Genomic DNA, 15,381 nt, shown 5'->3' with positions numbered 1-15,381 from the left:
AAAGCGATGCAGAACTCTTTTTAACCAATCTGTATGTTAAATAAAAGTACTTTGTGAGTCTGTATTGCTTAGGGCCAAATCCGTGAAGATAAAGCCTCAGACAAGGCGGGGAGGCAAGGTATGGAATTTCATGAGAATAAAGCAAAGCAGCCATTTATTGGGTTTGTTCTGATCTGGCGGGCATATAAGGCGTGGAGGTTACGGGCGCAAACGCGGCGCGTATTGCAACAGATGAGTAATGAGCGGCTGCGGGACGTCGGGCTGCGACGCGATCAGATAGAGTGATTTTCTTCCATCGACAGAGGCTGGAGGGTTATCACCCGGCCTCTTTTTATATTCACATTATTTATCAATTCATGCTTCTGGATAGCCTGTTTCTTGATACTTATCCTGATAAGTATTATTTTCTTCTCAGCAATGAGGGGAAAGTAAGATGACGGAAGATGAACTGTTTGCCCGCCGTCCGATGGGGATGCGCATGGCAATGGTGGTGCGCCAGTGGCGAGCCATTATTGATGCTGCCATCACTGATACTGGCCTGACGCAGTCAAGCTGGACGGTACTGATGCAACTGTATCAACTGGGAGACAACGTCTCGGTCAGTGAACTGGCACAAATGCAGGGCATTGAACTGCCGCCGCTGATGCGCACCCTTTCGCAACTGGAAAAGCAGGGCTATCTGCTGCGTTCCACATCGCCTTATGACAAACGCATCCGTCTGCTAACGCTGACCGCGCAAGGCCGCTCAAGGCTTGAAGAACTTAACCGGGTGATTGAGACATATCAACATCGCGTCACCTGCACCATTCCTGAAGCGGAGCTTGCCTCATTCAGCGCGACCTTAAATCAACTCGCCTGCAATTTGCGGAGAATCCGCGAAGAAGACAATCAACACTAAAAACTATGATGACCCCAGAACAAAAATTTGCCCGTTGGGTAAGGGTGAGTATTGCCGCTTTCCTGGTAATATTCGCCTGGTTTATCGTTGCCGATATCTGGATCCCGCTGACGCCGGACTCCACGGTGATGCGCGTGGTAACGCCTGTTTCTTCACGCGTATCCGGTTACGTCGCGCTGGTAGCAACGCTAACGATGGTATTTCTGGTACACCGGGTGTTTTCAGATTGCCTGCAGCTTCCCCGTTATCTAATTATTCAGAATACGATTTATTTGTTCGAGAAATAAAGATGTATGAATTATAAATATTTTGAATTTTAATAATTGTGACTTTATGAACATATTTAATTTTAAAATTAAATATGATAAGCATAATTATTATATTTTAAAGGATGTAAATCATATGACATGGGAATATAAAGTATCGACAGGTATACTGAGCCATAACGGTAAATTAATTGCTTATTGCTACAGTGGTGCTGGTGAATCAAAGGATAAACCGAACTGTGAACACATACGTAACAAGGGCCCCATTCCACGAGGCGTTTATTTTATTGCTGGATGGAATAATCATAAAAGTCCCTCCGCTATTATCCTCGAACCTATTGCAGGGACAAATACTTTTGGCAGAGATCATTTCGAAATTCATGGTGATAAAAAAGGGCAGCCACCGGGAACGGCATCTGCAGGATGTATCATTATGAATGGACAAGATAAGCGCCAAACCATTTACGATTCGGGTGACACAATTTTTGTGGTAAGATAATGAAATTTATTTTTATCTCCTCTCTATTTATTCTTTCGGGTGCTCCCTGTGCTGCAGTGCATACTGCAGCACAGCTTCTGCAGATGATAAATGAAAAAGGAGCAAATACCGTTGTACACGAACTTTATGATGGCAGTGAGTCAGAATGGTGGAACCATATTATTCCTGAAATTAGCAAAGGTAATAATGACTGGTTAACGGTAGCAAGTGCTCTTGAATCCGGAGTTGATGCCAGTACGGCGGAAGATTTACAGGGGGCGGTCTCTGAAGCCATTCCACATAACCCAGTTGGTGTTCTGGCTATCCTCAACGATAACAGACCATTGCTGAATATTGAGAAGATATGCGCATTTACCTCTTACCCTGAGTCAGAAGAAGAAATGAATAAGCTATTTGTTAATTCCATCAGGGAAATGTATAAGGTCAAAACGACAGAGGGGAAGCGGTGTATTGCGGTTATGATCAATAATGTTGAGAATTCTATTCCATTTAACAAGGATTTATAAATGGCTATCCCCGGATATATGTCATTAATCGATGATGCTGGTAATATTATCAAAGGTAGTGTAATGGTAAAAGACCGTGAAAATCAGATCGAGATTTTAGGTCTGTATCATAATGTGAGCTACAACTCTGATTTGCATAATGGGAGGGTGTTGAATAAACGCCAACATCGTCCATTTTTAATTGAAAAGGAAATTGATGCTTCTAGTGTGCTTTTGTACAAATCATTAAGTACCGGAGAAACATTAAGGAAAGCGGTTATTGACCTCTATCGAATAAATTATGCTGGTCAGGAAGAGGTCTATTTTACGATAACCCTGGAAAATGTGAAAGTCGTTACGCTTTTTTCACTGATGCACGATGTTAAAGATCCTTATTACAAAAAACAGACCCATCTTGAACTTGCTCAGCTCCGTTACAAGAAGATTACCTGGCACTATCATGATGGGAATATAGTCCACTATGATGATTGGGATTATCGCTTAGGGTCTTGAGTAAACGGCTCCGGATAAAATGATCTTACCCAGAGCTGTAATGCAATCAATACACGGCGCTTATACTCATGAGCGCTGACTGGCATCCGGGCGGTTATTTCTGCCTGACAGGCTTCGCCGAAATTACGTCGATAAACTCCTGCACCTGCACCTGCACCTGCACCTGCACCTGCACCTGCTGTTGCTTAGTTGCTTACGTGCGGACAGCTTGCACACCCGACGCAGCGAATGTAATAACGCTAGTTCTTCCGGCTCCGGCAGCTTGGCCATCAGCACAATGCAGCCGGGCATCACTCTGACATCGAATTTGCAGCCGGTGGTGAAACCGGCTGCCTCCAGCCACTGGCCTTTCATAATAATTGCCGGAACATGCGTGTAATCCGGATAACGCGACTTTGCCGCGTACGATGACCTTGCTGTCCCGGAGTTTGATCTCTTGTCTGATTTGCGTTGTGTCGTTCCAGCCTGCATCAAGGATGGCGGGCATAACGCGTTTGGTGATGATGTCTGCTTCCGTCAGGGTTCTAAGGTTCAGGTCAGACATGTCCGTTCTCTACCGATAACGGGGGATAGCTTAACTTGACAGTTGTTATAAAAATCATGAAGAACATGGAGATACAAATCTTCTAAGGTTGCCTTTCTGTAGATCAAGAAAGATAATGTAGCCATTAACTATTAATTTGGATGTGAAAATGGAAGCTAAAGAGTGTAAGGTCCAAGATATCCTTACCGAAAACAAAAAATACATCATTCCTTCTTATCAGCGACCTTATAGTTGGACTGTTGATAATGCAGAACAGCTTATTGATGATATATATGAAAGTTCTCAATCTGAAGAGCGTGAATATTTTATAGGGAGTATGATTTGCATCAACAAGGGGCAGAATCAATATGAGGTTGTTGATGGGCAGCAACGTTTGACAACACTTAGTATTATTGTGTCTGAGCTGAAAAAAAAGATATCAATACAAGGTATTAAAGACGATCTGCAAAAAAGAGTTTTGCCAATTGATGTCTATTCTGATGAAGCGGAAGAACCTAGGCTAGTTGTCAGAAAGAAGGAGTATGAACTTTATAAGTATTATATTCTTCAGGATCTTAAGAATTATAAACCAGAAAAACCGTCAGATACTGATTTGGTCTTTATTAGCAATGCGGAAGTTATTAGGGATTACTTAGCGAAGTTATCAGATGATGAGTTGAGGTTATTGGCTAAATATATATTACAAAATGTATATATAGTGTTTGTGCAAACTGATGATTTTGCATCATCATTCCGGTTATTTAATGTTCTAAATAGTCGGGGATTACCTCTGAGCAATGCAGATTTATTGAAAAATGCGCTTTTTGAGTCTGCGGCTGCACATAATAAAAAATCTGAACAAATTGAGTCGGCATGGTCCCAAATTGAGGATATGGTTGGTGTTAGAAGGCTTGATAAGTTTCTTACACTTCACAAACTTTCAGAGAAGAAAGATCGTGACAGGGTATTACAAAAAGGATTTGAATCCTTTATTGAGAATTTACAAGAAAAATTTGATGGCGATGCTATCGCGATGTCGCTGATGTTAGTCAGTTCTGCTAAAAATTACTCTAAAATACTGGAGAATGATTTTGAACATTCTTCTATTCGAAGGAAAATAGCTTCCCTGAGTAATCTTGGAGTAGATGAATGGATCCCTCCTGCCTTAGCCTTCCTGAACAGAATGGTTCGTACAGAAGAGTTTACATTAGAAGAATTTTCTCAGTTTATTACCTGCTTTGAAAAAGTATATATGCATGGTTGGTTGAAAAAACAGATTAAAAGCCAAAGAGAGATGGTTTGTTATTCTGCGCTTGTTGCCATAAATAATGGTATGCCTCTTCCTTCTATAATTAATCAAATTAATCAGCATGCGGATAATGAAGGATTTATTACTGCACTTGATGATGATTTATATGAACCAAGGCCTAATCAGGTTAATTTAATTAAAGCGATTTTACTTCGTCTTGACATGGAACAGCAAGACGAGAGTGTAATTAAAACTTATACAGGAAGAATAACTATTGAACATATTCTCCCTCAGGCTTTGGTGAATGAATATTGGATTAATCGATTTGAACCACATGAACATGTTTACTGGTTGCATAAAATAGGTAATTTGACTCTTATTAGCGGTACTAAAAATTCAGAAGCGCAGCATTCTGACTTTATTAAGAAAAAATCTATTTATGAAAAATTGAATAGCAAAAGTTCATTTGATCTCACAAAAGATGTATGTAAATCAGCCGAATGGGGATTGTCCGAGCTTAAAATACGGCATGAAAATATGAAGTCTCAATTAAAACAACTTTGGCTAGTATAACCTTAGTGTGAAATTTACACATGCCACGTTACAGGCATGTGTAAATATGAATAATGTGAAATAGCAGAGTTACTTCTTCAATCCCGCAAACGCGGCTCGGATCTCGTCTTCCGGCAGATTAATGCCGATAAATACCAGCGTACTGTGCGGTTGCTCATCGCCCCACGGGCGATCCCAGTCGGCGCTGTACAGACGCTGAACGCCTTGGAACAGCAGGCGGTTCGGCTCGTCTTCAATCCACAGCATGCCTTTGTAGCGCAGCAGCTTCTCGGCGGATTCCAGCAGCAGATTTTCCATTACCCGTGACACGTCACTGATGTTTACCGGGTAATCCAGCTCGACGACGATCGAGGAGATATCGTTTTGCTTGTCGGCGATAAAGTGGAAGCGTGGTTTGGCGCTGACCACGTTCTCCTCGAGCATGAAACCGTTGGTATCGAACAGCAAGGAGAGGTCGATATCACCATGCGTGACGGTATACACCGGGGCGCGGGCGTTGATGCGCGCCAGGCGCTCACGCAGTTTCTCGCTTTCACCCGCCACGTCGGTTTTGGTCAGCAGGATGCGGTCAGCGTAGCCCACCTGCGACTGGGCTATGGTGAACTGGTTCATCTGCTCGTCGGCATGTACCGCGTCAACCAGCGCAATCACACCGTCCAACAGGTAGCGTTCGCAAATCACTTCATGGGAGAAAAAGGTCTGGATAATCGGGCCGGGGTCGGCCATGCCGGTGCATTCGATCACCAGACGGTCGAAATGGATGGCGCCTTTGTCGAGGTTGTCGAGCAGATCTAACAGTGCGTCTTCCAGCTCACTGGAGCGGGTACAGCAAATGCAGCCGTTGGTCAGGGTTTTGATCTGCGTGGCGCGGTCGCCAATCAGCTGATCGTCCACCGAGACTTCGCCGAATTCGTTTTCGATAACGGCAATCTTATAGCCGTGCTGCTCGTTGAGAATATGGCGCAGCAGGGTGGTTTTACCCGCGCCAAGAAAACCGGTGAGTAGGGTAACTGCAATCGGGGTCATTCATTTCTCCTTCTAACAGCAACTGCTTCCGCCGCTACCGTAGCGGGCTTCCTGGCGCTCGCGGAAGAATTCTTCGTAGGTCATGTACGGCTTATCGGGATGGTTGGTCTTCATGTGCTCGACGTAGTTGTCGTAGTCCGGAATGCCAATCAGCATCTTTGCCGCCTGACCGAGGTATTTTTTTGCCTGACCTAAAGTACCAAACATAAACAATCCTGATAAGCGAAAAGCCCCGCCGAAGCGGGGCTGAATACGGTTAGTGATGTGAAGAGGTTTTCACGCCGCCTTCCGGCACCGGTACATACGGCGTCTCTTTATCAGAGCGACCGTTGATGGCGCGGGCTTTCTGCCAGGTACGGAACCCGTAGAAAATGATGCTGTACACCACCACCAGGAACAGAATACTCAGGCCTGCGTTGGTGTAGTTGTTGACAACGATGTGGTTCATGTTGGCAATCTGCTGAGCGGTCAGTTCGCCGCCGTTAGCAATCTTCTCTTTGTACTGATTCGCCATGAAGAAGAAGCCTTCCATCTGCGGGTTGGTGCTGAACAGTTTCAGACCCAGCGCCCAGGTGGTGCAGATAAGCAGCCATACTGCCGGAACAACGGTAACCCAGATGTATTTGGTGCGCTGCATTTTAACCAGTACCACGGTGCCCAGAACCAGTGCCACGGCAGCCAGCATCTGGTTAGAGATACCGAACAGCGGCCACAGGCTCTTAACGCCGCCCAGCGGGTCAACAACGCCTTGATACAGCAGGTAACCCCACAGGCCTACGCAGCCCGCAGTACCGATGATACCCGCAACCAGAGAGTCGGTTTTCTTCAGGAACGGAACGAAGTTACCCAGTAAATCCTGCAGCATAAAGCGGCCAGAACGGGTACCGGCATCCAGTGCGGTCAGGATGAACAGTGCTTCAAACAGAATACCGAAGTGGTACCAGAAGCCCATATCAGCCATTGGCAGCACTTTGTGGAACACGTGAGCGATACCAACGGCCAGCGTCGGCGCGCCACCTGCGCGGTTCAGAACGGACGGTTCACCGATGTCTTTCGCGGTCTGCAGGATCTGCTCAGGCGAAATGACGAAGCCCCAGGAGCTGACGGTCGCCGCCGCATGTGCGGTTACGTCTTTCAACTGCGCCATAATCAGCGGGGCGTTCTCGCCGCTCATTTCATGCAGGTTCGGCATGGTGATGCCAAGGCCCGCAGGCGGGGTGTTCATTGCGAAGTACAGACCCGGTTCGATAATGGACGCGGCAACCAGCGCCATAATCGCCACGAAGGATTCCATCAGCATGGCGCCGTAACCGATAAAGCGCGCGTCGGTTTCACAGGCCAGCAGCTTCGGTGTGGTACCAGAAGCGATCAGCGCGTGGAAGCCAGATACCGCACCACACGCGATGGTGATGAACAGGAACGGGAACAGAGCGCCTTTCCACAGCGGACCAGTACCATCAACGTACTGAGTCATCGCCGGCATTTTCAGTTCCGGGTTGAGGATAACAATCCCCACCGCCAGACCGACGATAACGCCGATTTTCAGGAAGGTAGCCAGATAGTCGCGCGGCGCGAGGATCAGCCATACCGGCAGCAGCGCAGAGATAAACGCGTAGCCGATCAGGGTAAAGGTAATGGTGGTGTCTTTAAAGGTCAGCGCCGGGCCCCAGTATGGGTCGTGAGCAATCACGCCGCCGAAGTAGATAGACGCAACCAGCAGCACAATACCAATCACCGACACTTCGCCCACGCGACCCGGTCGCAGGAATCGCATGTAGATCCCCATGAATAGCGCGATAGGTACGGTTGAGCAGACGGTGAACACACCCCATGGGCTTTCAGCCAGCGCTTTCACCACGATCAGCGCCAGTACCGCAAGGATGATGATCATGATTAAGAAGCAGCCGAACAGCGCAATGGTTCCCGGGATCGGGCCCATCTCTTCTTTGATCATCTCACCCAGAGATGCGCCGTTACGGCGTGAAGAGATAAACAGCACCATGAAGTCCTGCACCGCACCGGCCAGCACGACACCCGCCAGCAGCCACAGCGTACCGGGCAGATAGCCCATCTGCGCGGCCAGTACCGGCCCAACCAGCGGACCTGCACCTGCGATAGCGGCAAAGTGGTGGCCAAACAATACGTTACGGTTGGTTGGAACGTAGTTCAGACCGTCATTGTTGATGACCGCCGGCGTGGCACGCGTCGGGTCAAGTTTCATCACCTTTTGGGCGATGTACAGACTGTAGTAACGATAGGCCACCAGATAAACAGAAACTGAGGCGACCACGATCCACAGGGCACTGATGTGCTCACCCCGACGTAATGCCACTACCGAGAGGCAGAATGCACCGATGATTCCGAGAATCACCCAGGGTATGTGCTTGAATATCTTTTTCGTATCCATAGTAAAACCTGGTATCTAATTAATAATTGGCCGAAGCCGCGTGGGTTTGATCTTGTGTTTGAGGAGGTAAATTGACTGCTATGTTGGGGGGATCTTGCCAGAGAAATACGCGCGTAAAGTAAGGTAAATAAGTGAGCGGTTGTATGTCAGCTTAAGCGGTCCCAAGTGTCAGTGAGCGGTAAGCAATGGGGGAGAGTGGGGGAATTTATGTGATTGAGATCACGGCATTATAGCGTTCGCCCATCTACATGCCGTGTTTTCCAACTGACGAAGCATCTCACTGAGATACTTAGATCACGATATAACAGTAAGGCGTTTGTTCGATGTCTTTAAGCAACACATGTTTCTTACGTGATTTAGTCAGGTAATATTTTTCATCCAGATAATAGTCAATCAGTTCATCGAGGCGCTCTTTGTCTATGCGGGGTGTTACCCCTAGCGTCCAGAAGCTACGCAGCTCTAATTCCGAACGTTTGATTTTTGCGCTTTTAACCAAATCCGCAATCATATTTCTGACGCAGCTTGTCGGATCCTGGTTCTGCTTGAGCTCAAGCGCAATGTAGCTGTCCTGCGTCCATCCTTTTTTCCGCAATAAGAAATCTGCACGCACAGACAAACGCTGTGGATTTTTCCGCAGATCGCAAGCGAGGGTCTGTTCACGCCACCATTCATGACCCGTCGAAGCCAACAGATTGGCAAATTCTATTTGCATCCACACTTCCCAACCGGAGATGTTGTACTGATCGATGATATTGAGCTTTTGACGAACATCTTCACGTTCAAAAAAGTGGTGTGCGAGAGTGGATAGGTGATCAAAATCGCGATTCAACATAGAAGCATCCTTTTCTTAAAAAACGGGAATCCTACACCTAAGGCGCAACAGAACGACAAATTTTTTGCGTAATTTGTCATAGGGAGCGGGATTTAATGTGAAAACGATAATTCTGTGGCAATTGCTGACACCATAAAGTTTTCTCTTTCCAGGCCGAAAACCAGAGTATCTGTCTAGCGGAAAGAGAAAACATGTTAAAACGAATGAAGATTGTTACCAGCTTACTGCTGGTATTGGCGCTATTTGGCCTTTTACAGCTCGCCTCCGGCGGCTTGTTTTTTAACTCACTTAAGAATGACAAAGAGAACTTTACCGTTCTGCAAACCATTCGCCAGCAGCAGTCTGCGCTGAACGCCACCTGGGTTGAGCTGCTGCAAACGCGTAATACCCTGAACCGGGCGGGTATTCGCTACATGATGGATCAGAGCAATATCGGCAGCGGTGCGACCGTTGCTGAGCTGATGCAGGTAGCCAGCACGGCGCTGAAACTGACGGAAAAAAACTGGGCGATTTACGAGTCGCTCCCGCGCGATCCGCGTCAAAGTGAAGCCGCGTTCCAGGAGATCAACCGCACCTATGACATCTATCACGGCGCGCTGGCGGAGCTGATCCAGTTACTGGGTGACGGGAAGATCAATGCGTTCTTTGATCAACCCACGCAGAGCTATCAGGATGGTTTTGAGAAGACATACATCAACTACATGCAGCAGAACGATCACCTGTATGACAATGCGGTAGCAGATAACAACAGCTCTTACAGCCAGGCGATGTGGGTACTAGTCTGTGTACTGATTACCGTACTGGCGGCAATTATTGCGGTCTGGTTCGGCATCAAACTGACTCTTATCTCCCCAATGAACCGTCTGATCGACAGCATTCGTCATATCGCCAGCGGCGACCTGGTGAAGCGTATTGAGGTGGAAGGTTCCAACGAGATTGGCCAACTGGCGGAAAGTCTGCGTCACATGCAGGGTGAGCTGATGAACACCGTAGGTGATGTGCGTAACGGTGCCAACGCGATTTATAGCGGGGCCAGCGAGATTGCGATGGGCAACAACGATCTCTCCTCGCGTACCGAGCAGCAGGCTGCATCTCTGGAAGAAACCGCAGCCAGCATGGAACAGCTGACGGCGACCGTGAAGCAGAACGCCGAAAACGCGCGTCAGGCCAGCCATCTGGCCCTAAGCGCTTCTGAAACCGCGCAAAAAGGCGGCAAAGTGGTGGATAACGTGGTGCAAACCATGCGCGACATCGCTTCCAGTTCGCAGAAAATCGCCGACATTATCAGCGTCATCGACGGCATTGCCTTCCAGACCAACATTCTGGCGCTCAACGCCGCGGTAGAAGCTGCGCGTGCGGGCGAGCAGGGCCGTGGTTTTGCAGTGGTTGCGGGTGAAGTTCGTAACCTGGCCCAGCGTAGTGCGCAGGCCGCGCGCGAGATCAAGAGCCTGATTGAAGACTCGGTCAGCCGTGTGGATGTGGGTTCAACGCTGGTAGAAAGCGCTGGTGAAACCATGGATGAGATCGTCAATGCGGTAACCCGCGTGACCGATATCATGGGTGAAATCGCCTCTGCTTCTGATGAACAGAGCCGCGGTATCGACCAGGTCGGTCTGGCCGTTGCTGAGATGGATCGTGTGACGCAGCAGAACGCCTCGCTGGTGGAAGAATCCGCCGCCGCCGCTGCGGCGCTGGAAGAGCAGGCCAGCCGCCTGACCCAGGCCGTTGCCGTGTTCCGTATTCAGCATGACCAACAGCGCGCGCGTGACGTTGCTGCCGCTAAACCGGTTTCAACGGTCCAGCCGCGAAAAGCTGCGGTAACGGATGCCGGGGATAACTGGGAAACGTTCTAAGTTGGTAATGCCCGATAAGGCGTAGTCGCCCGCGGGCAATTAACGCAGCATCAGGCGCATGGCGCAGCGTAGTTCGTACGTCTGCCCGTGCGCCGCTTCGTCTTCTCTTTTCTGGCGCAGCAGTGCAGGAAGCGTCTCGTCAGCCAGCATTTCGAACCCCAGTCGAGCGTACAATGGCGCATTCCACGGCACATCACGGAAGGTGGTCAGCGTGAGCGATGTATAACCTTTCTCGCGCGCCTGTTCGGCAACATAGCCAATCAATCTGCGACCAATACCTTTTCCCTGCCACTCCAGATGCAATGAAAGTTCAGCAATAAACAGCGATGACCCCAGCGTTTCGGCAACTAAAAAACCGACCGGATGCTCGTCGACCTGCGCCAGCCAGCTCATGCCAGCAGCGGCAAATGCCCGATGCTGGTCAACCGATATAATCTGGTCGTCAGCAATCCACGCCAGTTCGGGGATGAGTAAAAAACGTTGCCCCGCAGATCGTTCGATGGCGGGAAGAGCGGCAGTTTCTGCCAGAGTGGTGGAGCGTAAGGTGATGTTCATTTGTCGAGCATAACATGCCCGATAAGCGCGGTGTTATCGGGCATCATGAGGATTAATCTTTACGCGGATCGCTGATGGGTTGGCGCACCAGGAAGATGTAGGCGAGGGCTCCCACCATGGTGACGCAGCCACAAATGATCAGCGCCAGACGGAAAGAGTTGGTGGTATCAACAATAAATCCGGTGACGATTGGTGCAAACGACGCGCAGATAAAGCTGGCAAAGTTCTGGATACTGCCCACGGAGGCGGTCATGCGTGAGGCGACGGCTACGTGGATCAGGCCCCAGCACGAGGTGCCGGCGAAGTGGATACAGAACAGCGCCATACCGATCAGTAAGACGGCGGCCATCGACGTTGTGGCCTGCGGCACGATGAAAGTGAAGGCCGCAGAACAGAACATCCCGGCGATAATACAAATCTTACGGCTCTTAATCGGTGCCATACCGCCTTTCACCAGCCAGTCGGTGACAAAACCGTTAATTAACATGCCGGCTGCGCCAAACAGGAATGGGATCGCCGCCATTAATCCGGTGCTTTTTAAATCCAGGTTGTAGGAGGTTTGCAGGTAGCCTGGCAGCCACGCCAGATATAACCACGCGGTGTAGTTGATGCCGCTAAAGCCCAGCATCATGCCCCACATAGTGCGGTTGCGGAACAGGCTGCGCCATTCGGCAAAGCTCAGCGGATCGCGGCGGGCATTGACGCTACCGGCGTTCAGATACGCTTGTTCAGTAGCGCTCAGCGCAATCTGCTCGCGGTTGCGATACAACATGTACCAGCCGATGGCGAGGAAAATACCCAGCACGCCGATGGTAATAAACATCCAACGCCAGCCCATCACCAGCATCATGGCAGCCAGAATCGGCGGGCTAATGGCAACACCGATGGTGGAAGCGGCGTTGAATAACCCCATTGGGCGACCGCGCTCTTTGATGTTAAACCAGTCGTTGATGACCTTTACGCCGCACGGGTTCATGGGCGCTTCGCCGATCCCCATCCCGATACGCACGAGAACAAACTGAGTGAAGCTGTGAACCATGCCAGACATCGCCTGAAACAGCGACCAGAAGAACATCCCCAGCCCCAGCATAATGCGCGGACCTTTGCGATCCAGCAGCGGGCCGCAGGGCAGCTGTGCAATACCGTAAGCGAGAGAAAACACTGACAGCAGTACGCCGATTTGCGTGGCGCTCAGCCCCAGTTCTTCACGAATCGTTAAGTTGGCGACCGACAGTGAACTGCGGTCGAGATAATTAATCACCGCAGCAAAAAATAATAAAATCATTGCTGTGGTCTGAATACGTTTTATTCGGCTACTGCGTTGCACCATGCCCTCAGGCGGAACGTTAATATCCGCAGATGACGACGTGCCAAACGAAGAACTCGGGTCGAGGGTAATATTATTTTTTTCCACGCCGGACTCCTGAACCTCAATAATTTATTTTCACACAGCCGGGCTGTGCAGTATTGAAAAATACCAGTGATGAATCAATTTGCTCATCACCGCTCACAAAAGTTTTTAATGCAGTCGACTTAGCGTGAGCATAGGCAAGCGGTATTTTTCCGGCGTTTTTATTTTTATAAAATCGTGCTCCCGGTAATGGTTTGCTGTTTTTTATCGGTACTTAATGAGCGGCGCTATGGCTTTGGTTGATGGAGCGAATCATCGATTGTTTGGCTGAATTCAAATGGTTACAGAGCGCCAGGGTGGCATCCAGGTCGCTGCGGCAAATCAGTGCGCTGAGGATGGTCATATGCTCATCAATGGCAATGATATTGCGCTGCTTGAGGTCGCTTTCATCCCACTGATAATGAAAATGGAAAATCACGGAGATGATTTCAAGTGATTGATTAAAAAATATATTATCTGCTGCGGAGAGCAGTAAAGCATGAAACTCACGGTCTAACTGCGAGAACATACGAAAGCTGCTGCCGATGCTGTCGCGCAGGACCCGGTGGCGCTCCAGCAGTGTTTTAGCCTGCAGCCAGCGCGGGTCATCGTCGGGCAGATTGAGAAAATGCTGCAGGGAATGGGTTTCCAGCATCTCTCTGAGTTCAAACAGCTGTTCCGCATAGGCCTGATCGAACTGCTTCATGCTCCAATGGCCGCGTTTTTCGTTTTTGATCAGATTGTAACGTTCGAATTTTAAAAGATATTCTCTCACCACCACCGGGCTGACCCCTGCAGCTCTGGCAAGCTGTAGTTCGGAGAAACTCTCCCCTGCGCGTAGCTGACGCTGGTTGATCATGGTGAAAAAAGCCTGCTCAAAAATCCGGTTTTGCTCAGTCATGGAGGCGGTGGTACAGGCAAAACCGTCGTCATGGTCGGGTTTACGTACGATGACATAGTGGCTGCCGACCTGGGTCAGCACGCCGCACTCGCCTAAGTGGCTCAGCATATGGCGCACGGTGGTGCGGCTGATGTTGTACATCTCCGCCAGCGCGCTTTGCGACGGGAGGGGGGAAGGGATATGACCACGCGCCATATCATCGATTATCTGGTTAATCACATTGTGGCGTAAGTTCTGTGAACGGCTCATGGCTTCTCCTTTTTGCGTATTAAAACCCGATTTAAAACATTTTTATGCGCTGGGATTCACAGATTGTGTTTCTGCTTTCTCCGGCTTTTTTATTTTCGTTGATATCTGAGGCAACAAAAAAACAGGAGAGCAGAATCATGTCTACGATGAATACGTTGATTTGCCAGGAACCTAAAAAATTAGTCTGGAAAGAGCGTGAAATACCTATTCCGGGTGAGGGTGAAGCATTAATAAAAATTAAATCAGTCGGGATTTGCGGTACCGATATTCATGCCTGGGGTGGCAATCAGCCATTTTTCAGCTATCCACGTGTACTGGGGCATGAAATATGTGGGGAAATTGTCGGGCTGGGCAAAAATATACAGAATCTGAAAAATGGTCAGCAGGTGGCGGTTATTCCTTACGTGGCCTGCCAGCAGTGTCCGGCCTGTCTGAGCGGGCGCACTAACTGCTGCGAGAAGATTTCGGTGATTGGCGTGCATCAGGATGGCGGCTTCAGCGAATACCTGTCCGTACCGGTCACCAACCTGTTGGATGCGCAGGGAATTGATCCGCAGGCGGCGGCGCTGATTGAGCCTTATGCCATTAGTGCGCATGCGGTACGCCGGGCGGCGGTGGCTCCGGGTGAGCAGGTGCTGGTGGTCGGTGCCGGTCCGATTGGTCTGGGCGCGGCGGCGATTGCCAAAGCCGATGGCGCACAGGTGGTGGTCGCCGATACCAGTCCGGCTCGCCGGGAGCATGTGGTTTCCCGGTTGGGGCTCCCGGTTATCGATCCGTCTGCTGAAGATTTTGATGCGCAACTGCGTGACCAGTTTGGCGGTTCGCTGGCGCAAAAGGTCATTGATGCCACGGGCAATCAGCATGCGATGAACAACACGGTGAATTTGATTCGCCATGGCGGCAGCATTGTTTTCGTTGGGCTATTCAAAGGCGATTTGCAGTTCTCCGATCCGGAGTTCCACAAAAAAGAGACCACCATGATGGGCAGTCGCAACGCCACACCGGAAGATTTCGCCAAAGTGGGCAGCCTGATGTCGGAAGGCAAACTGACCGCCGACATGATGCTCACGCACCGTTACGCGTTTGCCACACTGGCAGAAATCTACGAACGGGATGTGATTAACAACCGTGAGCTGATTAAAGGCGTGATCACGTTCTGAGA

General features: G+C 49.4%; 15 protein-coding genes and 3 pseudogenes. 9 read left to right on the top strand and 9 right to left on the bottom strand.

Annotated features, from left to right (window positions below; all coding sequences use genetic code 11):
• Positions 1-120 precede the first annotated feature (120 nt).
• The 6 genes and pseudogenes from OGW44_RS09905 (at position 121) to tssD (ending at position 2,661) form a co-directional block, all read left to right on the top strand.
• Positions 121-285 carry a DUF1127 domain-containing protein gene (locus OGW44_RS09905; RefSeq protein WP_064484482.1) on the top strand — a complete coding sequence of 55 codons (165 nt, stop codon included), beginning with the start codon at positions 121-123 and terminating at the stop codon, positions 283-285.
• A gap of 148 nt (positions 286-433) precedes the next feature.
• On the top strand, positions 434-898 hold the full coding sequence (locus tag OGW44_RS09900; protein WP_046275088.1) for a MarR family winged helix-turn-helix transcriptional regulator: 465 nt from the start codon (positions 434-436) through the stop codon (positions 896-898).
• Between the two features lie 5 nt (positions 899-903).
• Positions 904-1,080: pseudogene (locus tag OGW44_RS09895) on the top strand (hypothetical protein); the annotation flags it as partial.
• A gap of 151 nt (positions 1,081-1,231) precedes the next feature.
• Positions 1,232-1,663, top strand: a complete 432-nt coding sequence (locus OGW44_RS09890; protein WP_260490287.1) for a tlde1 domain-containing protein — start codon at positions 1,232-1,234, stop codon at positions 1,661-1,663.
• Positions 1,663-2,169 (top strand): hypothetical protein, encoded by a 507-nt coding sequence (locus tag OGW44_RS09885; RefSeq protein WP_185654761.1) that lies wholly within the window; start codon positions 1,663-1,665, stop codon positions 2,167-2,169. Before OGW44_RS09890 ends, OGW44_RS09885 begins: the two co-directional genes overlap by 1 nt.
• Positions 2,170-2,661: a type VI secretion system tube protein TssD gene (gene tssD / locus OGW44_RS09880; RefSeq protein WP_185654760.1), complete on the top strand. Its 492-nt coding sequence runs from the start codon at positions 2,170-2,172 to the stop codon at positions 2,659-2,661.
• 94 nt (positions 2,662-2,755) lie between these two features.
• Here tssD and OGW44_RS09875 read toward each other — a convergent pair.
• Together OGW44_RS09875 and OGW44_RS09870 are read right to left on the bottom strand one after the other, a co-directional pair.
• Positions 2,756-3,069 (bottom strand): annotated as a pseudogene (locus OGW44_RS09875) (SymE family type I addiction module toxin); the annotation flags it as partial.
• Positions 3,050-3,205: pseudogene (locus OGW44_RS09870) on the bottom strand (type I restriction endonuclease); the annotation flags it as partial. The pseudogenes OGW44_RS09875 and OGW44_RS09870, both read right to left, overlap by 20 nt.
• A 148-nt stretch (positions 3,206-3,353) precedes the next feature.
• Here OGW44_RS09870 and OGW44_RS09865 point away from each other — a divergent pair.
• Positions 3,354-5,006, top strand: a complete 1,653-nt coding sequence (locus tag OGW44_RS09865) for a DUF262 domain-containing protein (RefSeq protein ID WP_185654759.1) — start codon at positions 3,354-3,356, stop codon at positions 5,004-5,006.
• Positions 5,007-5,075: 69 nt separating this feature from the next.
• Here the strand turns inward: OGW44_RS09865 and yjiA are convergent, their stop codons facing one another.
• The 4 genes from yjiA to OGW44_RS09845 all read right to left on the bottom strand — a co-directional run bounded on the left by yjiA (position 5,076) and on the right by OGW44_RS09845 (position 9,271).
• Positions 5,076-6,032, bottom strand: coding sequence for a GTPase (gene yjiA / locus OGW44_RS09860; protein ID WP_104651993.1), 957 nt, complete (start codon positions 6,030-6,032; stop codon positions 5,076-5,078).
• A gap of 12 nt (positions 6,033-6,044) precedes the next feature.
• The gene (locus tag OGW44_RS09855) at positions 6,045-6,239 is read right to left on the bottom strand and encodes a YbdD/YjiX family protein (RefSeq protein ID WP_003830038.1); all 195 of its coding nucleotides are present in this window, start codon (positions 6,237-6,239) and stop codon (positions 6,045-6,047) included.
• Between the two features lie 49 nt (positions 6,240-6,288).
• Positions 6,289-8,439 (bottom strand): pyruvate/proton symporter BtsT, encoded by a 2,151-nt coding sequence (gene btsT / locus OGW44_RS09850; protein WP_003830033.1) that lies wholly within the window; start codon positions 8,437-8,439, stop codon positions 6,289-6,291.
• A 289-nt stretch (positions 8,440-8,728) separates the two neighbouring features.
• A complete protein-coding gene (locus OGW44_RS09845; protein WP_016151578.1) occupies positions 8,729-9,271 on the bottom strand; it encodes a hypothetical protein in 543 nt (180 codons plus the stop codon).
• A gap of 191 nt (positions 9,272-9,462) precedes the next feature.
• Between OGW44_RS09845 and tsr the strand changes: the two genes are divergently transcribed.
• Positions 9,463-11,124, top strand: coding sequence for a methyl-accepting chemotaxis protein (gene tsr, locus OGW44_RS09840; RefSeq protein ID WP_047358388.1), 1,662 nt, complete (start codon positions 9,463-9,465; stop codon positions 11,122-11,124).
• A 39-nt stretch (positions 11,125-11,163) separates the two neighbouring features.
• On the opposite strand, the gene OGW44_RS09835 is transcribed toward tsr, so the two are convergent.
• The 3 genes from OGW44_RS09835 to OGW44_RS09825 form a co-directional block, all read right to left on the bottom strand.
• On the bottom strand, positions 11,164-11,679 hold the full coding sequence (locus OGW44_RS09835; RefSeq protein WP_047358387.1) for a GNAT family N-acetyltransferase: 516 nt from the start codon (positions 11,677-11,679) through the stop codon (positions 11,164-11,166).
• A 52-nt stretch (positions 11,680-11,731) separates the two neighbouring features.
• Entirely contained in the window at positions 11,732-13,093 is a 1,362-nt protein-coding gene (locus OGW44_RS09830; protein ID WP_016155619.1) for an MFS transporter, read from the bottom strand.
• Between the two features lie 211 nt (positions 13,094-13,304).
• Positions 13,305-14,219, bottom strand: coding sequence for a GntR family transcriptional regulator (locus OGW44_RS09825; protein WP_016151582.1), 915 nt, complete (start codon positions 14,217-14,219; stop codon positions 13,305-13,307).
• A 137-nt stretch (positions 14,220-14,356) separates the two neighbouring features.
• Between OGW44_RS09825 and OGW44_RS09820 the strand changes: the two genes are divergently transcribed.
• On the top strand, positions 14,357-15,379 hold the full coding sequence (locus OGW44_RS09820) for a zinc-binding alcohol dehydrogenase family protein (RefSeq protein ID WP_149382300.1): 1,023 nt from the start codon (positions 14,357-14,359) through the stop codon (positions 15,377-15,379).
• The last annotated feature ends 2 nt before the right edge of the window (positions 15,380-15,381 follow it).

The organism is Citrobacter sp. Cb023, assembly GCF_030336805.1.
GTDB lineage: Bacteria > Pseudomonadota > Gammaproteobacteria > Enterobacterales > Enterobacteriaceae > Citrobacter > Citrobacter braakii.
Note: the sequence above shows the minus strand (reverse complement) of the source record. Positions and strands in the feature narration are given on the sequence as shown.